Source organism: Streptomyces sp. NPDC046985, assembly GCF_040644415.1.
Classification (GTDB): Bacteria; Actinomycetota; Actinomycetes; order Streptomycetales; family Streptomycetaceae; genus Streptomyces.
Genome location: NZ_JBEYWK010000002.1, coordinates 88,958 through 107,940, shown reverse-complemented (window position 1 = coordinate 107,940; position 18,983 = coordinate 88,958). Strand labels below are relative to the sequence as shown.

At 71.1% G+C, this 18,983-nt stretch carries 18 protein-coding genes and 1 riboswitch; of the genes, 6 read left to right on the top strand and 12 right to left on the bottom strand.

Features of this window, described 5'->3' with window-relative positions; translation table 11 throughout:
• Nucleotides 1-68 precede the first annotated feature (68 nt).
• Nucleotides 69-185: riboswitch (SAM riboswitch) on the bottom strand.
• A gap of 243 nt (nucleotides 186-428) precedes the next feature.
• The 5 genes from trpD to ABZ861_RS03065 form a co-directional block, all read right to left on the bottom strand.
• Nucleotides 429-1,493: an anthranilate phosphoribosyltransferase gene (trpD, locus tag ABZ861_RS03085; RefSeq protein ID WP_361622735.1), complete on the bottom strand. Its 1,065-nt coding sequence runs from the start codon at nucleotides 1,491-1,493 to the stop codon at nucleotides 429-431.
• Between the two features lie 149 nt (nucleotides 1,494-1,642).
• Nucleotides 1,643-3,280 carry a cytochrome bc complex cytochrome b subunit gene (locus ABZ861_RS03080; protein ID WP_361622732.1) on the bottom strand — a complete coding sequence of 546 codons (1,638 nt, stop codon included), beginning with the start codon at nucleotides 3,278-3,280 and terminating at the stop codon, nucleotides 1,643-1,645.
• Nucleotides 3,277-4,335 carry a Rieske 2Fe-2S domain-containing protein gene (locus ABZ861_RS03075; protein WP_361622729.1) on the bottom strand — a complete coding sequence of 353 codons (1,059 nt, stop codon included), beginning with the start codon at nucleotides 4,333-4,335 and terminating at the stop codon, nucleotides 3,277-3,279. The genes ABZ861_RS03080 and ABZ861_RS03075 overlap by 4 nt, the downstream gene beginning before the upstream one ends.
• On the bottom strand, nucleotides 4,332-5,141 hold the full coding sequence (locus ABZ861_RS03070) for a c-type cytochrome (protein WP_361622726.1): 810 nt from the start codon (nucleotides 5,139-5,141) through the stop codon (nucleotides 4,332-4,334). The genes ABZ861_RS03075 and ABZ861_RS03070 overlap by 4 nt, the downstream gene beginning before the upstream one ends.
• Nucleotides 5,142-5,202: 61 nt before the next feature.
• Nucleotides 5,203-5,823, bottom strand: coding sequence for a heme-copper oxidase subunit III (locus ABZ861_RS03065; protein WP_361622723.1), 621 nt, complete (start codon nucleotides 5,821-5,823; stop codon nucleotides 5,203-5,205).
• A gap of 195 nt (nucleotides 5,824-6,018) precedes the next feature.
• Between ABZ861_RS03065 and ABZ861_RS03060 the strand changes: the two genes are divergently transcribed.
• Nucleotides 6,019-6,420: a hypothetical protein gene (locus ABZ861_RS03060; RefSeq protein ID WP_361622720.1), complete on the top strand. Its 402-nt coding sequence runs from the start codon at nucleotides 6,019-6,021 to the stop codon at nucleotides 6,418-6,420.
• A 239-nt stretch (nucleotides 6,421-6,659) separates the two neighbouring features.
• Here ABZ861_RS03060 and ABZ861_RS03055 read toward each other — a convergent pair whose 3' ends face one another.
• The 4 genes from ABZ861_RS03055 to coxB form a co-directional block, all read right to left on the bottom strand.
• The gene (locus tag ABZ861_RS03055) at nucleotides 6,660-7,922 is read right to left on the bottom strand and encodes an Ig-like domain-containing protein (RefSeq protein WP_361622717.1); all 1,263 of its coding nucleotides are present in this window, start codon (nucleotides 7,920-7,922) and stop codon (nucleotides 6,660-6,662) included.
• 141 nt (nucleotides 7,923-8,063) lie between these two features.
• Nucleotides 8,064-8,462 carry a cytochrome c oxidase subunit 4 gene (locus tag ABZ861_RS03050; protein ID WP_361622714.1) on the bottom strand — a complete coding sequence of 133 codons (399 nt, stop codon included), beginning with the start codon at nucleotides 8,460-8,462 and terminating at the stop codon, nucleotides 8,064-8,066.
• On the bottom strand, nucleotides 8,459-10,198 hold the full coding sequence (gene ctaD / locus ABZ861_RS03045; protein WP_361622711.1) for a cytochrome c oxidase subunit I: 1,740 nt from the start codon (nucleotides 10,196-10,198) through the stop codon (nucleotides 8,459-8,461). The genes ABZ861_RS03050 and ctaD overlap by 4 nt, the downstream gene beginning before the upstream one ends.
• Entirely contained in the window at nucleotides 10,195-11,115 is a 921-nt protein-coding gene (gene coxB / locus ABZ861_RS03040) for a cytochrome c oxidase subunit II (RefSeq protein ID WP_361623583.1), read from the bottom strand. The genes ctaD and coxB overlap by 4 nt, the downstream gene beginning before the upstream one ends.
• A gap of 561 nt (nucleotides 11,116-11,676) precedes the next feature.
• Here coxB and ABZ861_RS03035 point away from each other — a divergent pair.
• A complete protein-coding gene (locus tag ABZ861_RS03035) occupies nucleotides 11,677-13,053 on the top strand; it encodes an aminotransferase class V-fold PLP-dependent enzyme (protein ID WP_361622708.1) in 1,377 nt (458 codons plus the stop codon).
• A 122-nt stretch (nucleotides 13,054-13,175) separates the two neighbouring features.
• Here the strand turns inward: ABZ861_RS03035 and ABZ861_RS03030 are convergent, their stop codons facing one another.
• Nucleotides 13,176-14,150 carry a carbohydrate kinase family protein gene (locus ABZ861_RS03030; RefSeq protein ID WP_361622705.1) on the bottom strand — a complete coding sequence of 325 codons (975 nt, stop codon included), beginning with the start codon at nucleotides 14,148-14,150 and terminating at the stop codon, nucleotides 13,176-13,178.
• Between the two features lie 181 nt (nucleotides 14,151-14,331).
• Here ABZ861_RS03030 and ABZ861_RS03025 point away from each other — a divergent pair, with 181 nt between their 5' ends.
• Nucleotides 14,332-14,547 (top strand): hypothetical protein, encoded by a 216-nt coding sequence (locus ABZ861_RS03025; RefSeq protein WP_361622702.1) that lies wholly within the window; start codon nucleotides 14,332-14,334, stop codon nucleotides 14,545-14,547.
• Nucleotides 14,548-14,608: 61 nt separating this feature from the next.
• On the opposite strand, the gene ABZ861_RS03020 is transcribed toward ABZ861_RS03025, so the two are convergent.
• The gene (locus tag ABZ861_RS03020; RefSeq protein WP_361622699.1) at nucleotides 14,609-14,923 is read right to left on the bottom strand and encodes a DUF6087 family protein; all 315 of its coding nucleotides are present in this window, start codon (nucleotides 14,921-14,923) and stop codon (nucleotides 14,609-14,611) included.
• 13 nt (nucleotides 14,924-14,936) lie between these two features.
• The gene (locus tag ABZ861_RS03015; RefSeq protein WP_361622696.1) at nucleotides 14,937-16,307 is read right to left on the bottom strand and encodes a Tat pathway signal protein; all 1,371 of its coding nucleotides are present in this window, start codon (nucleotides 16,305-16,307) and stop codon (nucleotides 14,937-14,939) included.
• Between the two features lie 160 nt (nucleotides 16,308-16,467).
• Here ABZ861_RS03015 and ABZ861_RS03010 point away from each other — a divergent pair, with 160 nt between their 5' ends.
• The 3 genes from ABZ861_RS03010 to tgmC are packed head-to-tail and all read left to right on the top strand — an operon-like array spanning nucleotide 16,468 to nucleotide 18,908.
• Nucleotides 16,468-16,734, top strand: a complete 267-nt coding sequence (locus tag ABZ861_RS03010; protein WP_361622693.1) for a putative ATP-grasp-modified RiPP — start codon at nucleotides 16,468-16,470, stop codon at nucleotides 16,732-16,734.
• Nucleotides 16,735-16,737: 3 nt separating this feature from the next.
• On the top strand, nucleotides 16,738-17,715 hold the full coding sequence (tgmB, locus tag ABZ861_RS03005) for an ATP-grasp ribosomal peptide maturase (protein ID WP_361622690.1): 978 nt from the start codon (nucleotides 16,738-16,740) through the stop codon (nucleotides 17,713-17,715).
• A complete protein-coding gene (tgmC, locus tag ABZ861_RS03000) occupies nucleotides 17,712-18,908 on the top strand; it encodes an ATP-grasp peptide maturase system methyltransferase (RefSeq protein WP_361622687.1) in 1,197 nt (398 codons plus the stop codon). Before tgmB ends, tgmC begins: the two co-directional genes overlap by 4 nt.
• The last annotated feature ends 75 nt before the right edge of the window (nucleotides 18,909-18,983 follow it).

Here is an 18,983-nt window from a genome sequence, read left to right as displayed (position 1 = left end):
TCGCTGACTCACGGGAAGGCTCCTCTACGACCAGGACCCCTAGGTGTCCGCTCGGAAGAGGGCGATGGGGTCCGCGCTTGCCGCAGACCTCGCTGCCTGCGGCCTGGTCTTCACCCGGGGCACCCCGCCACGGACGGAGGGTTGCCGGACAGCCGGCCGGGGCCACATGGCTGTCACTCATGACCTGCACGAGAAGCTACGCGAGGTGATCGCGGTCCCGCAACCGGTGTCCGGATCGCGGGACCGCGGCGCCCGCCTCGGCCGGGGCGGCAGAGTGCCGTGACCCTCTCCGCCGGATCGGCGGCCGCCCGGATCAGTGTCCGCACGGATCGGCGGCCGTCCGGATCAGTGTCCGCCCGGATCGACGGCCACCCGGATCGGCGGCAGCCCGGGTCGGCGGCCGTCCGGCGGGAAAGGCCGCTCACGGCCTACGCCTTGCTGGCGGCCGCCCAGCGCTCCAGCGTCCGTCCGGCGGTCCCGGAGTCGATCGACTCCGCCGCCCGGTCCATCGCGGCCCGGATCTGCCGCTCCAGCGTCCCCGGGCCCGGCTCCAGGGCCACCAGGGCCGCCGCCGAGTTCAGCAGCACGGCGTCCCGGACGGGCCCCCGCTCGCCGTCCAGCAGCCGCAGCGCGACCTCCGCGTTGTACGACGCGTCGGCGCCGCGCAGCGCCTCCACCGGCACCAGGTCGATGCCGACGTCGCGCGGGTCGAACGACTGCTCGGCGACCGCGCCGTCCCGGACCACCCAGACCCGCGAGGGGGCGGTGGTGGTCAGCTCGTCCAGGCCGTCGTCGCCGCGGAACACCAGCGACGAGTTGCCGCGCTCGGCGAAGACCCCCGCCACGATCGGCGCCTCGTGCGCCACGGCGACGCCGACCGCCTGGGACCGGACCTTCGCCGGGTTGGTCAGCGGGCCGAGCAGGTTGAACACCGTGCGGATGCCCAGTTGCCCGCGGGCCGCGCCGACGTGCCGCAGCGCCGGGTGGAACCGCACCGCGAAGCAGAAGGTGATGCCGGCCTCCTCGGCGACCTCGGCCACCCGCTGCGGGGTGAGGTCGAGGTTGACGCCCAGCTTCTCCAGCACGTCGGACGCCCCGGACGCGGAGGACGCGGCCCGGTTGCCGTGCTTGACGACCTTCGCGCCGGCCCCGGCCACCACGATCGACGACATGGTGGAGATGTTCACCGTCCTCGCGCCGTCGCCGCCGGTGCCGACGACGTCGACGGTGGCGCCGGGCACCTCGATCACGTTCGCGTGCGCGTACATCGTGCGGACCAGGCCGGTGATCTCCTCGACGGTCGCGCCCTTGGCGCGCAGCGCCACCGCGAAGCCGGCGATCTGCGCGTCCGTCGCCTCGCCGCCCATGATCCGGTCCATGGCCCAGGCGGTGTCGTCGGCGGCCAGGTCACGGCCCTCCAGCAGGCCGTTCAGCACCAGGGGCCAGGAGCGGGCCGCCGCGGTGTCGCCTCCGGCGGGGGTCACAGCGCTCATAAGCCGCTCCTGGGTCGGTGTCCCGCACCGCGGGACGTGCATCTCGGACTGCTGCCCCCACCCTATCCAGCCCCGGACAGGGCGAAGGGCCCCGTCCGGATGCGGACGGGGCCCTTCGGCCGTGGCGTGGCGACGCCCGGGGCAGGCGATCAGTGGTGGCCGTGGCCGCTCGTGATCTCCTTGTACTCCTCGACGGTCGGCTTCTGGATCTGGCTGTCCTCGCCGAAGTAGGCGTTGCTGAGCTTGGCGCGCAGCTTCTTCGGTCCGGACGCCTTGCGCTCGACGCCGTTGCCGTCGACGGCCGGGCCCAGCGCGGCCGGCTGGTACTGCTCGTGCGCCGTGAGCGTGTAGAGCTGCTCCTGGCTGAGCGGCTCGTGGACCTCGATGAACTCGCCGTGCGGCAGGCGCTTGATGATGCCCGACTCGCGGCCGTGCAGCACCTTGTCCTTGTCCCGGCGCTGGAGGCCGAGGCAGATCCGCTTGGTGACGATGAACGTGAGCACCGGCGCCAGGAAGAACGCCACGCGGACGAACCAGGTGATGGAGTTGATCGACAGGTCGAAGTGGGTGGCCCACAGGTCGTTGCCGCCGCCGACCAGCAGCACGAAGTACCAGGCGATCCACGCGGCGCCGAAGGCCGTGCGGGTGGGCACGTTGCGCGGGCGGTCCAGGATGTGGTGCTCGCGCCGGTCCCCGGTGACCCACGCCTCGATGAACGGGTACAGGGCGAGGACCGCGAGGATCACGCCGAACAGCATCAGCGGGATGAACACGCCCAGGACCAGCGTGTGGCCCCAGAAGTTGATCTCCCAGCCCGGCATCGCGCGGATCAGGCCCTCGGCCATGCCCATGTACCAGTCGGGCTGGGCGCCGGTGGACACCTGGTCCGGCCGGTAGGGGCCGATGGCCCAGATCGGGTTGATCTGCGCGATGGCCGCGATGGCCGCGATGACGCCGAAGACCAGGAAGAAGAAGCCTCCGGCCTTGGCCATGTAGACCGGCAGCAGCGGCATGCCGACGACGTTGTTGTTCGTCTTGCCCGGACCCGCGTACTGCGTGTGCTTGTGGTAGACGACCAGGATCAGGTGGGCCACCACCAGACCGAGCATGATGCCCGGCAGCAGCAGGATGTGGATCGAGTAGAACCGGGCGACGAAGTCGTGACCGGGGAACTGGCCGCCGAAGAGGAAGTACGAGACGTACGTGCCGACGATCGGCACGGACAGGATCGCGCCCTCCATGAAGCGGACGCCGGTGCCGGAGAGCAGGTCGTCCGGGAGCGAGTAGCCGGTGAAGCCGGTGAACATGCCCAGGACGAACAGCAGGAAGCCGAACATCCAGTTGATCTCACGCGGCTTGCGGAACGCGCCGGTGAAGAACACGCGCATCATGTGCACGAACATGCCGGCCAGGAAGACCAGCGCGGCCCAGTGGTGGATCTGCCGGATGAGCAGGCCACCGCGCACCTCGAAGGAGATGTGCAGGGTCGAGTTGAACGCCTCGCTCATGAGCTGTCCCTGGAGCGGGACGTAGCTCCCGTGGTACACCACCTCGTTCATCGACGGGTGGAAGAACAGCGTCAGATACACACCCGTGAGGATGATGATCAGGAAGCTGTAGAGGCAGACCTCGCCCAGCATGAACGACCAGTGGTCGGGGAAGATCTTGCGCATGTTGGCCTTGGCCAGGCTGTACACGCCCAGCCGGCCGTCGACCCAGTCGGCCAGCTTCTCACCGGCCGGCTCCTTCCCGCGCGAGCGGGAGGTGTTGCTCGCTGTAGTACTCATCCGCGCTCCCAGAATGCAGGACCGACAGGCTCCTCGAAGTCGCCCAACGCCTGGAGGTAACCCTCATTGTCCACCCCGATGCGCAATTGCGGCAGGGCGTGGCCGGCGGGGCCGAAAATCACACGGGCGCCGTCGGAGAGGTCGAAGGTGGACTGGTGGCAGGGGCACAGCACGTGGTGCGTCTGCTGCTCGTACAGGGAGATCGGGCAGCCGACGTGGGTGCAGATCTTCGAGTACGCGACGATGCCCTGGTGCGACCAGTCCAGTTCGCGCTTGTCCTTGATGTTGTCCGGCTGAAGCCGGATGATCATGAGGGCCGACTTGGCGATCTCCGTCTGGAAGTCCTCGCCCGCCTCCTCCAGGCCGTCCGGCTTGGCGAAGGTGAGCGAGCCGACGGCGACGTCCTCGGGCCGCAGCGGCTGGTTGGTGTTCATGTTGACCAGGCGCTTGCCCTTGGCCCACAGCGTGTGGCGCAGCGTCTCCTTGGGCAGCGGGCCCAGGTCGCGCAGCAGGAACAGGCCGGAGAGCGGCAGCAGCGTGAGCGCGCCCAGCAAGGTGTTGCGGATCAGCGGACGGCGGCCGATCGCGGACTCCTTGGCGCCCTGCTGGAAGTCCGCGTGGACCTTCGCGCGAACCTCGGGAGACGCCTCGATCGGGTGACGCTCGTCGGCGACCTCCGCGTCGGACATCAGGGTGCGGGCCCAGTGGACCGCGCCCGCGCCGATGCAGAACAGCGCCGTGCCCAGGGTCAGGCCGAGCGCGAAGTTCAGCGCGTTGAGGTGCCCGATCGGGAAGACGAAGACCGACTTGTCGTCCGGGATCGTCACGTAGGACGCGATGAAGCCGACGGTGGCCAGCATCGACACCGTGAACAGCAGGGCGACGGCGCGCTCGGACCGCCTGGCGGCCTGCTCGTCGACGTCCTGGATCCGGTGCTCGTGGGGCGGCAGCCCCGGGTCGGCGAACGGGTTCTTCTCGTCCGCCACGCGTACGGCGCCGTGCGCCGCGCCCTGCTCGGCCGGCAGGTGCTCGTCTGGAATGTGTTGGCTGCTCATGACTTCTTGGCCTTTGCGGTCCGGGCGGCGACCCACACGGCGACCGCGATCATGACGCCGAGTCCGAAGATCCACGCGAACAGACCCTCGCTGACCGGCCCGAGGCCGCCCAGCTCAAGACCGCCGGGGTTCTGCGTCTGGTCGCTGTTGACCGCGTTCAGGTACGCGATGATGTCCTTCTTGTTCTTCGACGTCATCGTGGTGTCGGGGAAGGACGGCATGTTCTGCGGGCCGGTCTGCATGGCCTCGTAGATGTGCTTCGGCGCGACGTTCTCGAGGTTGGGGGCGTACTTGCCGTGAGTGAGCGCACCGCCCTTGCCGGTGAAGTTGTGGCACTGCGCGCAGTTGGTGCGGAAGAGTTCGCCGCCCTTGGCGATGTCCGCGCCCTCCGGGCTGTACTGGTTCTTCGTCGGGACGACGGGGCCCGCGCCCAGGGAGGCGATGTAGGCCGCGAGCTGGTCGATCTCGCCCTGGCTGTAGATCACCTTCTTCTTGGGGATCTGCGCTCCGGGCTGCTGGGCCGGCATGCGGCCGGTGCCGACCTGGAAGTCGACGGCGGCGGCGCCCACGCCCACTAGGGACGGGCCGTCAGAGCTGCCCTGACCGCCGGTCCCGTGACAACTGGCGCAACCGACCTCGTAGAGCTTCTTGCCCTCCTCGATGGTGAGGGACTGCGCGGACGTGTCGGCCTTCGCCTGGGTGGCGGGCGCGAACGCGGTGTACAGGCCCCCCGTGGCCGCCAGCGCGAGAAGTAGGACGACGACCGCCGCCAGCGGATGGCGTCGTCGTGCGGAGAGCTTTTTCACGGATTACCCCGGTGTCAGGATCTTCTGCGTCGATGCTTGCGGACTGGGATCGGAACGTCGGCTACTTGATCAGGTAGATCGTGGCGAAGAGACCGATCCAGACGACATCGACGAAGTGCCAGTAGTAGGACACGACGATGGCCGCGGTCGCCTGCTCGTGGGTGAACCTCCGGGCCGCGTAGGTGCGGCCGAGGACGAACAGGAAGGCGATGAGACCGCCCGTCACGTGCATGCCGTGGAAGCCGGTGGTCAGGTAGAACACCGAGCCGTAGGGGTCGGAGGACAGCGAGAGGCCGTCTTCCTTCACCAGGCTCGTGTACTCGTAGATCTGACCGCCGATGAAGATCGCACCCATGATGAAGGTGACGGTGAACCAGCCCCGGAGCTTCTTCACGTCACCGCGCTCGGCGGCGAAGACGCCGAGCTGGCAGGTGAGGGAGGAGAGCACCAGGATCGTGGTGTTCGCCGACGAGAAGGGGACGTTGAGGTGGTCCGCCATCTGCTTCCAGTGCGCTGGACCCGTCACCGAGCGCAGGGTGAAGTACATCGCGAAGAGGGCCGCGAAGAACATCAGCTCGGAACTCAGCCAGATGATGGTTCCGACGCTGGTGAGGTTCGGCCGGTTGACCGACGGGTGCGCGTGCCCGGTTTCTACTGTCGTTGCTGTCGCCACGACCGACATTATGTCGGTCGCTTATCCCGCCCTCACTCCGGGGGGTGCCGTTCGGAGTGTCTACGGGGTGTGCGCTGCCTGTTCGGCCCACTCGAAAGGTGATCCGCTCGGTGTTGACCGGGGGGCGGAGGGAGTAGCATCCGCGCCATCGGTACCCGGGGATCCCGGCCAATGCTGAGTCTTCTCGAGACGCGTGGAGGAACAATGCAGGCGACCGCCACGGTGCTGGTCTACAGCGACGACGCCGGCGCCAGGGAGCAGGTGCGGCTGGCCACCGGCCGCCGGCCCGCCCAGGACGCGCCGGTCGTGGAGTTCGTGGAGTGCGCGACGCCCGCGGCCGTGATCGCGGAGCTGGACCGGGGCGGGATCGACGTGTGCGTCCTGGACGGCGAGGCGGCGCCCATGGGCGGCATGGGGATGTGCCGGCAGATCAAGGACGAGATCTTCGGCTGCCCGCCGGTGCTGCTGCTGATCGGCCGGCCGCAGGACGCCTGGCTGGCGACCTGGAGCCGGGCGGACGCGGCGGTGACGCTTCCGGTGGAGCCGGTGGAGTTCGCGTCCGCGCTCGCCGCCCTGCTCCGCAAAAGAGCCGCGGTGAGCGCCTGACCCTCACCCGGTCCTCGGCGCGCCCGCGCGCCCCGGTCAGTGCGCCGCTGAGCGCCTGAGCGCCCCCGGCGGCCTGGCTGGCCGCCGGGGGCGCTGTGCGTCGTGCCACGGGCCGCACAGGGCCGCCCGTGACCGTGTTGAGCCTGTTGCCCTTGTCGGCTCTGCCTGCTCTGCCTGCTCTGCCTGCTCTGTCGGCGGGGTTTCGGCGATCGGCTTCGTATCGGCCTCGTGTCGGCTTCCTAGTGCCCCTGTGGGAGCAGTCTGGTCGGGGCGTCCTGGGAGGCGCCGGTCTTGCCGCCGCGCAGGGCGCTGCCCTGGACCCACTTCTCCCAGGGCATGTTCCAGTCGCCGTAGCCGTTGTCGAACAGCTCCATCGGGTCGCCGTTGGAGTTGACGACCTGGACGACGTCGCCCTCGTGGATGTGGTCGAAGAACCATTTGGCGTTGGCGGTGCTCATGCCGGTGCACCCGTGGCTGACGTTGGCCACGCCCTGGGAGCCCACCGACCAGGGGGCCGCGTGCACGAACTCGCCGCTCCAGGTCACCCGGGTGGCGTAGTAGACCGGAAGGTCGTACGAGTCCCGGGAGCCCGCCGCGATGCCGACCGTGCTGCTCTTCATCTGGACGTAGTACTGCTTGGCCAGCACGACCTTGAAGCCGTTGCGGGTCTCGAAGCCGGGCTTGCCGGTGGTGACCGGGAGTTCTTTGATCTTCTCGTCGTTGCGGTACACCGTCATCTCGTGGGCGGCGGCGTCCGTGACGGCGACGATCCGGTCCCCGGTGGTGATCTTCAGAGGCTTGGCGGCGCCGCCCCAGAGCCGGTCGTTGATCCGGATGTCCTCCAGGTTGCTGCGCACCTGGACGGTGGCGTGGGCGGGCCAGTAGGTGCGCGGGCGGTAGTGGAGCTGCTTGTCGTTCACCCAGTACCAGGAGCCCTCCACGGCGGGCGTGGAGGTGACCTGGAGGCCGCGTTCCACGATCGCGCGCTGGGCCTTGTCCTTGACCGGCTGGTCCAGCTCCGCCGTCAGAGGCTGGCCGACGCCGTAGGCGCCCGCGTCGGGCCCGAACGTGACCTTGAGGAGCTTCTGGGACTTCGGCTTGCTCGTCTCGAAGGCGAAGACCTTGCGGCCGGGCGCGCCGTCGTCGTTCTCGGTCTTCACGGTAAGGGTGTAGTGGGCGCCGGCGGCCATCGGCGAGGTGCTGTGCCATCGGCTGCCGTCGGCGGCCAGCTCACCGGTGACCTGCCGGCCCTGCCCGTCCACGGCGGCGACGTCCGTGATCCGCCCGCCCGAGCCTTTGGAGGTGACCTCCAGGGGCTTGTCCGGGTCTGCTTTCTTCCCGGCGTCCATGGAGGCGCTGAAGGAGATCTGGTCCGCAGCGTCGTACGGAGTCGAGGCCAGCGGATTGCCGTCCGGGCCGCAAGCGGTGGCGCCGGCGCCGAGGAAGGCCGCCAGAAGAGTGCCGCTGACGACCATGCGGGTGCGCTGAGTGGTGGTACTCATGGGCTCACGCTAAGTAGCCCGGAGGCGTCCGGCGCGGTGGATCGTCCGTTCGAGCGAACGTCGGCGTGGCGCCGTAGGCGAAATGCAGGAACCCGGGCCCCCATCAGGGGCGCCCGGGTTCATGTGCTTGATCGTCGTGTGTTACTGGGTGCGGTTCTCACCGCGGTAGTACTCGAAGACCCAGCCCCACAGACCGATCATGATCAGCGGAGCGCCGAAGTAGAGCAGCCACCAGCCGAGGGCGACGCCGAGGAAGGCCAGCGCGCCGCCGACGCCGAGGGCGAGCGGCTGCCAACTGTGCGGGCTGAAGAAGCCCAGCTCACCGGCGTCGTCCGCGACGTCGGCCTCCATGTTGTCCTGGGCGCCGGCGTCCACCCGCTTGGCGGTGAAGCCCAGGTAGAAGCCGATCATGATGCACAGGCCGAAGGCCAGGAAGAGGGCCGTCGTACCGGCCGGCTCCTTCGACCACACGCCGTAGACGATCGCCATGGCGAGCACGAAGATGCTCAGCCACATGAACATCTTGCCCTGGATCTTCACTTGCCGGCCTCCTTGCCGCCGGCGAGGGCGGGCTTCGCGCCGTGGGCGCCGTTCTCAAGCTGGTCCAGCGCGGCGATCTCGGGGTGGTGCAGGTCGAACGCCGGGGACTCGCTGCGGATCCGCGGCAGGGTGAGGAAGTTGTGCCGCGGCGGCGGGCAGGAGGTGGCCCACTCCAGCGAGCGGCCGAAGCCCCACGGGTCGTCGACGCCGACCGGCTTGCCGTACTTGGCCGTCTTCCACACGTTGTAGAAGAACGGCAGGACCGACAGGCCGAGCACGAACGAGAAGATCGTCGACAGGGTGTTCAGCGCGGTGAAGCCGTCGGCCGCCAGGTAGTCGCCGTACCGGCGCGGCATGCCCTCGGCGCCCAGCCAGTGCTGGACCAGGAAGGTGCCGTGGAAGCCGATGAACAGCAGCCAGAAGGTCAGCTTGCCCAGGCGCTCGTCGAGCATCTTGCCGGTGAACTTCGGCCACCAGAAGTGGAAGCCGGAGAACATCGCGAAGACCACGGTGCCGAACACGACGTAGTGGAAGTGCGCCACCACGAAGTAGGAGTCGGAGACGTGGAAGTCCATCGGCGGCGCGGCCAGGATGACGCCGGTCAGACCGCCGAAGGTGAAGGTGATCAGGAAGCCGGTCGCCCACAGCATCGGCGTCTCGAAGGACAGCGAGCCCTTCCACATGGTGCCGATCCAGTTGAAGAACTTCACACCGGTCGGGACCGCGATCAGGAAGGTCATGAACGAGAAGAACGGCAGCAGCACACCGCCGGTGACGTACATGTGGTGCGCCCACACGGTGACGGACAGACCCGCGATGGCGATGGTCGCGCCGATCAGGCCCGTGTAGCCGAACATCGGCTTGCGGGAGAAGACCGGGATGACCTCGCTGACGATGCCGAAGAACGGCAGCGCGATGATGTACACCTCTGGATGGCCGAAGAACCAGAAGAGGTGTTGCCACAGCAGGGCGCCGCCGTTGGCCGCGTCGAACACGTGGGCGCCGAACTTGCGGTCCGCCTCCAGCGCGAAGAGGGCCGCGGCGAGCACCGGGAAGGCGAGCAGGACCAGCACCGCGGTCAGCAGCACGTTCCACACGAAGATCGGCATGCGGAACATGGTCATGCCGGGCGCGCGCATGCAGATGATGGTGGTGATGAAGTTGACCGAGCCGAGGATCGTGCCGAAGCCGGAGAAGGCCAGGCCCATGATCCACATGTCGCCGCCGATGCCGGGCGAGTGCACCGCGTCGGACAGCGGGGCGTAGGCGAACCAGCCGAAGTCGGCGGCGCCCTGCGGGGTGAGGAAGCCGCCCACCGCGATCAGCGAGCCGAACAGGTAGAGCCAGTAGGCGAACATGTTCAGCCGCGGGAACGCCACGTCCGGGGCGCCGATCTGGAGCGGCATGATCCAGTTCGTGAAGCCGGCGAACAGCGGCGTCGCGAACATCAGCAGCATGATCGTGCCGTGCATCGTGAACGCCTGGTTGAACTGCTCCAGCGACATGATCTGGAGCCCCGGGCGGGCCAGCTCGGCGCGCATCAGGAGCGCCATCACGCCGCCGATGCAGAAGAACGCGAACGACGTCGCCAGATACATCGTGCCGATCGTCTTGTGGTCGGTGGTCGTCAGCCACTTCACCACGGAGTTGCCGGGCTGCTTGCGCCGGATGGGCGCCTCGCTCCCGGGAGAGCTGGTCGCCGCGGCGGCGCCCTGGGGTTCGTTGAGGATGCTCACAGGTTGTTCGTCTCCCGGTTCTTCTCGTGGCCCGTCTGCGCGATGCCGGCGGGAACGTAACCGGTCTGCCCCTTCTTGGCGAGGTCCTTGAGGTGCTGCTCGTAGCGGTCCGGCGAGACGACCTTCACGTTGAACAGCATCCGGGAGTGGTCCTGGCCGCAGAGTTCGGCGCACTTGCCCCGGAAGGTGCCCTCCTGGTCGGGGGTCACCTGGAAGGAGTTGGTGTGGCCCGGGATGACGTCCATCTTCATCAGGAACGGCAGCACCCAGAAGGAGTGGTTGACGTCCCGCGAGGTGAGGATGAAGCGGACGGTCTCGCCCTTGGGCAGCCACAGCGTCGGGCCCGGGTTGCCGGTCTGCGGGTTCCGGGTGGCGGGCGTGCCGGCGTCGTAGACACCGCCGGCGCCGGCCGGGAAGTCCTTCCGGAACCGGTCAGGAATGTCCAGCAGGTTCTTGTCGGTCTTCGCGTCGCCGGAGGAACCGGCGACGGGCGCGACGTAGTTGAAGGCCCAGCTCCACTGGAAGCCGACGACGTTGACCGTCACGTCGGGCTTCTTCGACTCGTCGAGGAGCTTCGACTCGTCGCGGGCCGTGAAGTAGAAGAGGACCGAGACGATGATGAGCGGCACCACCGTGTACAGGGCCTCGATCGGCATGTTGTACCGAGTCTGCGGAGGTACCTCGACCTTGGTGCGGCTGCGCCGGTGGAAGAACGCACTCCACAGGATCAGACCCCACACCAGCACGCCGACCGCGATGGCGGCGGCCCAGGAGCCCTGCCAGAGGGAGAGGACCCGCGGACCCTCTTCCGTGGTCGGGGTGGGCATACCCAGCCGGGGAAAGTCCTTGTAGGTGCAACCGGTCGCGGTCGCCAGGACCAGCCCCGCAGTCAGCGCCTGCAGCAGCTTCCGCCGCATCGGGCGCCGCAGCACGGGGGTACCGCCCACGCCCTTCGGGCAGTGGGGGAGGTCGGAGCCGTTGGGACTCACGTAGCGCCTTCCCGAGAGTCTCGCCCGCGCGGTTGGCTGCGGCCTGCCTTCTCGCTGGTCGGTCGCCGCCCTGCGTCGGGCAGGGGTTTGGATGTTTATGCGGACCAAACCCTACTGGACGCCTTCCGGAGGGTCGCGGGGAGGGTGCCATACGCGCCGCGGGTCACCCCGAAGGGGTGGGACGGCCGCGCGCCGGGCCGCGAACCGCTGGCCCGCGCACGCCGATTGGGCCGGTCGGCGGGGCGCGGCGGCGGGCGCGGTCGCGGCCGGTCGGGCGGTGCGCGGCGCGGCGCCGCGGCGAGCGCGGTCGGTGCGCGGCGCGGCGGCGGGCGCGGTCGGTGCGCGGCGCGGCGGCGAGCGCGGTCGCGGACGGTCGCGGGCCTCGGCGGACCGTTGCCGCCGTTCCACGAGCCCCCGGCGAACCGCCGCCGTTCCCCCGGCCCCCCGGGCGAACCGCCGCCGCAGTTCCGCGGGTCGTAGCGTTGCACCGTGGTGTACTTCGACGCGGCCTCCGCCGCTCCCCTCCATCCCGTCGCCCGACAGGCCCTGCTCGCCTCGCTCGACGAGGGGTGGGCCGACCCGTCCCGGCTCTACCGGGAGGGCAGGCGGGCCCGCCTGCTGCTGGACGCGGCGCGGGAGGCGGTCGCGGAGGCGGCGGGCTGCCGTCCCGACGAGCTGAGCTTCACCTCCTCCGGCACCCGCGCCGTGCACACCGGGATCGCGGGCGCCCTGGCCGGCCGCCGCCGCGTCGGACATCACCTGATCGTGTCGGCCGTCGAACACTCGTCGGTCCTCCATTCGGCCGAGGCGCACGAGGCGGCCGGCGGGAGCGTGACCCGGGTGCCGGTGGACCGCGCGGGCGCGGTGGCGGCCGCGTCGTACGCGCGGGCGCTGCGCCCGGACACCGCGCTGGCGTGCCTTCAGTCGGCCAACCACGAGGTGGGCACCGAACAGCCGGTGGCCGAGGCGGCCGAGGCGTGCCGCGCGGCGGGCGTCCCGCTGCTGGTGGACGCGGCGCAGTCGCTGGGCTGGTCGGCGCCGCCGGGCGACTGGTCGCTGCTGACGGCGAGCGCCCACAAGTGGGGCGGGCCGCCGGGGGTCGGGCTGCTGGCCGTGCGCAAGGGGGTGCGGTTCGCGCCCGGCGCCCCGGCGGACGAGCGGGAGCGGGGCCGGGCCGCCGGGTTCGAGGACATCCCGGCGATCGTGGCGGCGGCGGCCTCGCTGCGCGCGGTGCGGGCCGAGGCGGCCGAAGAGGCGGCCCGGCTGCGGGAGCTGACGGAGCTGATCCGGACCCGGGCGCCGCGGCTCGTGCCGGACCTGGAGGTGGTGGGCGATCCGGTGCGGCGGCTGCCGGGCGTCGTCACCTTCTCCTGCCTCTACGTCGACGGCGAGGCGCTGCTGCACCGGCTGGACGGCGCGGGTTTCTCGGTCTCCTCCGGCTCCTCCTGTACGAGCAGCACGCTGACGCCGAGTCATGTGCTGCGCGCGATGGGCGTGCTGAGCGAGGGGAACGTACGGGTGTCGCTGCCGCCCGGGACGCCGCGGGAGGACGTGGAGCGTTTCCTGGCCGTGCTGCCGGGCGCGGTGGCGGGGGTGCGGGAGGCGCTGGGGGCGCCGGCGCCGCGGACCGCCGAGGGCCCGGCCGAGACGGTCCTGGACGCGCTCGGCAAGCTGTGCCCGCTGCCGGTGATCGAGCTGGCCAAGGTCATCGGGCAGGTGCCGGTCGGCGGCACGGTCCGCGTCCTGGCGGACGACGAGGCGGCCCGCCTGGACATCCCGGCCTGGTGCGCGATGCGGGGGCAGGAGTACGTGGGCGAGGAGCCGGCGGACGCGGGCGCGGCCTACGTCGTCCGCCGGGTCTCCTGACCGCCTCGGGCTCCGGGCCCGCGACGGTCAGGGGCCGACGGGGCCCGGCTGAGCAGTCGGCGCCTTGGCTGAGCAGTCGGCGTCTCGGCTGAGGCGCCGTCGGCGTCTCGACCGAGGGGCCGTCAGCCGAGGTGCGTGCGGACCTCGTGGGCGGCGTCGTCGCCGTAGGCCTTGGTGAAGCGCTCCATGAAGTGGCCGCGGCGGAGCTGGTACTCCTGGGTGCCGACGGTCTCGATGACGAGGGTGGCGAGCATGCAGCCGATCTGGGCGGCGCGCTCCAGGGAGACGCCCCAGGCCAGGCCGGAGAGGAAGCCGGCGCGGAAGGCGTCGCCGACGCCCGTGGGGTCGGCCTTGCGCTCCTCGTCCGGGGTGCCGACCTCGATCGGGTCCTCGCCGACGCGCTCGATGCGCACGCCGCGCGCGCCGAGGGTGGTCACCCGATAGCCGACGCGGTCGAGGATCTCGGCGTCGCTCCAGCCGGTCTTGGTCTCGATCAGGCCCTTCTCGTACTCGTTGGAGAACAGGTACGCGGCGCCGTCCAGCAGTATCCGGATCTCGCCGCCGTCCATCCGGGCGATCTGCTGGGAGAAGTCGGCGGCGAACGGGATGGACCGCGAGCGGCACTCCTCGGTGTGCCGGAGCATCCCCTCGGGGTCGTCGGCGCCGATCAGCACCAGGTCCAGGCCGCCGACGCGGTCGGCGACGGTCTTCAGCTCAATGAGCCGGGCCTCGCTCATGGCGCCGGTGTAGAAGGAGCCGATCTGGTTGTGGTCGGCGTCGGTGGTGCACACGAAGCGGGCGGTGTGCAGGGTCTCGGAGATGCGGACGGAGTCGGTGTCGACGCCGTGCCGGTCGAGCCAGGAGCGGTACTCGCCGAAGTCCGCGCCGGCGGCCCCCACCAGGATCGGGCCGGTCCCGAGCTGGCCCATGCCGAAGGCGATGTTGGCGCCGACCCCGCCGCGCCGCACGTCGAGCTGGTCGACCAGGAAGGAGAGCGAGACCGTGTGCAGCCGGTCCGCGACGAGCTGGTCGGCGAAGCGGCCGGGGAAGGTCATGAGGTGGTCGGTGGCGATGGAGCCGGTGACTGCGATGCGCACGGCGTGGACTCTCCTGGAGGAACGAGGGAAGGGGCGCGCGTCGGCGCTCGAGTTCAGGGGGGGCGGGGTATGGGGTGGACGGACAGTTCACGCTACCGGGTCGGCGGGCGGCTCTGAAGCGGACGAAACTACTGGATAGTAGAACTTTCCCGACGGCCCTCTCCGTGCTTACGGTGCCGATATGACGAACCTCGGCGTTCATCCTGCCCCCGCCCCGGCCGACCTGGAGGGCGACCTGGCGTCCCTGCGCGGCGACTGCGCCCGGATGGCCCCCCACTGGACGGCCCCGCCCCGGCGCCGCGCCTCCCGCCCGGTGCCCCCGTCCCACATCCACGGCGTGAACGTCCCGGCCGCCTCCGCCCGGCTGCTGGACGCGATGTCGGAGTACGGGGACTGAGGGGGGCGGGGGGGGTGAGTGCCTCCCCCGGGCCCTCGCACACTGAGGAATACGCGGCACCTCACCCTGCGAGCCCACCAGTCCCACCCGAGCCGCCGGTAGCGTCGGTCGCCTCTTCGCTCACCCACCGCTGGGCCTCCGCGAGGTTCACGGCGGTCCCCGCAGGCTCGTACGAGAATCCGTTCCACTCCTCCAGCGCCCTCGGCCCCTCCGGCTGGAGGTGACCGCCGCCGCCGTGGAGCGGGCGGTGCCGACGGTGGACGTCCAGCGGCGGGCGGCGCCGCTTGTCGTACGCGGCGAGCGGGTCGTCGGCGTCCGCGCGCGGGACGGCTCGGGACGGCTGGTTCGGGGGGCCGAGTCGGCGGCGCCTGCCCATGTGCGCGATGCTCTCAGGCGGCGATCGTGGTCGGGCGGGCGGCGGCGAGTTCCTTCGCTCTGGCCCGTACGTCCTCGACCGAGGCCGTGTCGTACGGGCGGGCGGCGTCCAGCAGCGTGTTGAGCCGGGAGGCGACGAGGGCGGAGTCGACGCGGGCGGCGCCGTCGAGCGCCTGGTGGGCCGCGGCGGCGCCTCGCTCCGCGTCGCCCTCGTCGAACAGGGCCGCGGCCAGCCCGACCCGGTCCATCACCGTCACCCGGTCGAATCCGGGCTTTCTGAGCTTGAGGGCGTCCTCGAAGTGCGTGCTCGCCGGCCTCCGTGCGCTGCCGACTCCGGCGAGGTCGCGGGCGGAGACCGCGCGGGCGCCGGCGTGTTCCGCGGCGTCGAAGTAGCTCACCCACTCGGGGACGCCCGCGCCGAGCCCGTCCGCCAGGAGCTGGTCGGCGGCGCCGAGATGACGGTCGGCCTGGCGCTCGTCGCCGAGGGCCGCGTGCACCCTGCCGGTCTGCGAGGCGACCAGCGCCTTCGTGGCGGGCAGGGTGGCCTTCTCGGCGGCGACGCCGAGGAGCCCGAGGGCGTCGGCCGGGTGGCCGAGGTAGATCATCTGGTGGGACATGCGGGTGACGATCTCGACCCCGCGATCCGGCTGTCCGGCCTCGCCGGCGGCGTATGTGCCGTAGCTCCAGTACCGCTGTGCCTGCGGGTAGCGGCCGCAGTCGTGGCTGACCCACCCGGCCAGCGCCGCCAGGTCGGCGGTCGCCGCGAAGACCCGGGTCTTCAGGGAGGGCGGGACGCCGTCCTGGATGCGGCGGGCGACCTCGGCGAGCTGGGCGACGATCGCTGAGCGGTACAGACCGCCGCCCTGGGAGGCGTCCGCCTTCGTGAAGAAGGCGGTCACCTCCTCCAGCGCGGTGACGGTCTCGGCGTCGAAGCCCGACGCGCCGCGGTTCAGCGCGTGGGCGGCGGCGCCGAGCATCCGTTCGGCGGCGAGGACCAGCGGGGCGCCGAGGGCGAGTGTGAGGGTGTCGCGGCGGTTCATGAGCAGGTCCATCTGCGTCCATCCGACCAGGGCCTGGGCGGCTGCTTCGGTCAGCAGCGGGAGCTGGATGCCGTCCAGCTCCGGACCGGTGGCCGTCAGACCCAGATCACCCGGCGTGAGCGGCTGGCAGGCTGCTTCGGACAGCACCTCGGCGAGCAGCGCCGGGACCGGCGGGCGAGGCCGCTCGCCGTCGATCCAGCGGCGGACACGGGTCGCGTCTGGAGCGATCTGGTTGTGGCCTCGGGCTTTGGCCGCCGCGGCGATGCGGCGGGCGATCTCGCCGTGGGACAGGCCGGACGCCGCGATCCACAGCGCCAGGTGCGGGTTGCCGGATCTGCTGGCCATCGACGCCTCGTCCTTCTCATTCTCTGGTGACAGAGAGTGTCTTTTCCGCCACCATTCGCGACCCCTACGGTACTGGTGCCGACCCTGGGCGGGCAGGGATTCTGCTCGGGCGGCAGCCGCCCGGCTGCCCGTTGGGACGTACAAGGGGAAGGGATCGCGCATGCAGACGCTGGCGCCCCAGGCTCCGTGGGCGATGCGGCTGGTCACCGACCGGCTGCCGATCGGCCCGCCGTCGTACACAGCGGTGACGCTGGATCCGTCCACGCAGACCGCCCGCCACATCGACGCCGCCGGCCAGGTGGTGGAGATGGGCAAGCACGGCACCAACCAGACCAGTCCGACGACGTCCATGTCCGGTGGCGGCGACGGGACCAACCCGCAGCCTCAGACGGCGGACGACTCCACCACCGACTACAGCTCGGACTGACCGATGGCCTCCACCGTCCTGGTCCTCACCGCGCTGGAGGACGTCACCGCGGATCTGGTGATCTCCGCGCTGAACGAGCGTGAGACGCCGGTCGTCCGCGCCGACCCGGCCGATCTCGGCGCCGGCCTGTCTTTCGGGGCCCGCATCGGCGCCGGGGCGCGGGGCTGGGGCGGGCGGCTGGTCACCGACAGCCGGGAGGTGGAACTCGGGGAGGTGGCGGCGGTGTACCACCGCCGCCCCACCCCCTACGCCGCCCGGTACGGGCCCCTGCCCGCCCAGCAGCGGGACTTCTGCGTCGCCGAGGCCCGCCACGGGCTCGGCGGCATCCTGCACACCCTGCACGGCGCCCGGTATGTCAACCACCCGCTGGCGGTGATGCAGGCCGAGTTCAAGCCCGCCCAACTCCAGCTCGCCGCCCGGCTCGGTCTCGCCATCCCGCCCACCCTGGTCACCAACGACCCGGAGGAAGCGCGGAAGTTCGCGGCCGAGCACGGCCACGTCATCTACAAGCCGTTCCGCGGGCTGCCCATGGGTGAGAACGGGAACGCCGGGGTGATCTGGGCTCAGCGCGTCGACGCCTCCGCCTTCGACGACTCGCTCACGGTGATGCCGCACCTGTTCCAGGCCGAGATCCCCAAGACGGGCGACGTCCGCGTGACCGTGGTCGGCCATCGGGTGTTCGCCAGCCGGATCGAGGCGCCGGGCGGCGTCCTGGACTGGCGTCGCGGCGACTGGAACGACCTGGTGCACACGCCCGCCGAAGTGCCGGGTCCCGTCAAGGCGCTGCTGCACCGCTACCTGGCCGGGCTGAACCTGGTCTTCGGCTGCTTCGACTTCGCCCTGACCGGGACCGCCGACGAGGCGGCGAGCTGGGTCTTCATCGAATGCAATCCGAACGGACAGTGGGGCTGGCTCCCGGACGCACCGGCCATCACGACCGCGTTCGCCAACATCCTGACCAGGAAGGAGGCGGCGCCATGATGCCCGCCGACCTTGAGACCGACTCCGTCCGCCTGCGCGAGGCGATGGCGAAGGCGCTCACCGAAGACGGCGTGCTCGCCGATCCGGCCTGGCGGCAGGCCGTCGAGGCGGTGCCACGGCACCGGTTCCTGCCGGGGTTCTACCTGCCCGCCCACGAGCCCGACGCCCACGGGCTGACGGCTTGGGAGCCGGTCACCGCCGGACTCGACTACGGCCGCTGGCTGGCCGCCGCGTACTCCGACACCACGCTCATCACACAGTTCGACGGCGACGAACCCGACTGGAAGGCCCCTGCCGTGCGGCACGGCGGGGCGCCGACCTCGTCGTCCACGCTGCCCTCGCTCGTCGTACGGATGTGGGCCGACGCGGACGTGCACGAGGGGCACACGGTGCTGGAGATCGGCAGCGGCACGGGCTACTCGACCGCGCTGGCCTGCGAACGGCTCGGCTCGGCGGACGTGACCTCGATCGAGGTCGATCCGCACCGGCTCCAGCAGGCCGCGAGCGCGCTGTACGCCTGCGGGTACACGCCCACCCTGGCGGCGGCGGACGGGCTGTACGGGTACTGGCCGGAGGCGTCCTTCGACCGGATCGTGGCCGCCTGCTCCTTCCGAGCCGTCCCCCCGGCGCTGCTCGCGCAGACCCGGCCGGGCGGGACGATCCTGCTCACCCTCTCGGGCTGGCTGTACGGGTACGCCCGCGTCCTGCTGACCGCGAACGGCGACGGCACCGCTGAGGGCCGGTTCCTGGGTGGCACGGTGTCGTTCATGTCCGCCCGTACGCACGCGGCGCCGGCGTTCGGCAACCCCGCCCACTGGGCCGCGGGGCTCCCGGTGATGGGCCGCACGGCCCACCACAGCCCGGAGCGGATCACGGCCGCGACCGAGGAGGCGTTCCACCTGCGGTTCCTCGCCCAGTGCGCTGTGCCGGACGCGCAGATGACGACCGTCGGCGAGGTGGTGCACTTGGTCGACGTCGTGACCGGCTCCGCCGCCACCCTCACCCCCGTCGAAGACCGGTGGGAGGTGCGCGAGGGCGGCTCCGTGCGGTTGTGGGAGCGGGTCGAGGGCGTGCTGTCCGCATACGACGAGGCGGGCCGCCCCCGGCCGGAGACGTTCACTCTGCACGTCGACGACGGCGGGCAGCGCCTGCGGCACCCGCGCATGCCCGGCCTGCCGCTGCCCAGACCCTGATCCGGGCCGGGGCCTGGAAGATCTTGGAGTCCGGGCGGAAAAACGTGACGGTCGGCCCCCGCTCGGGCTCCGGTC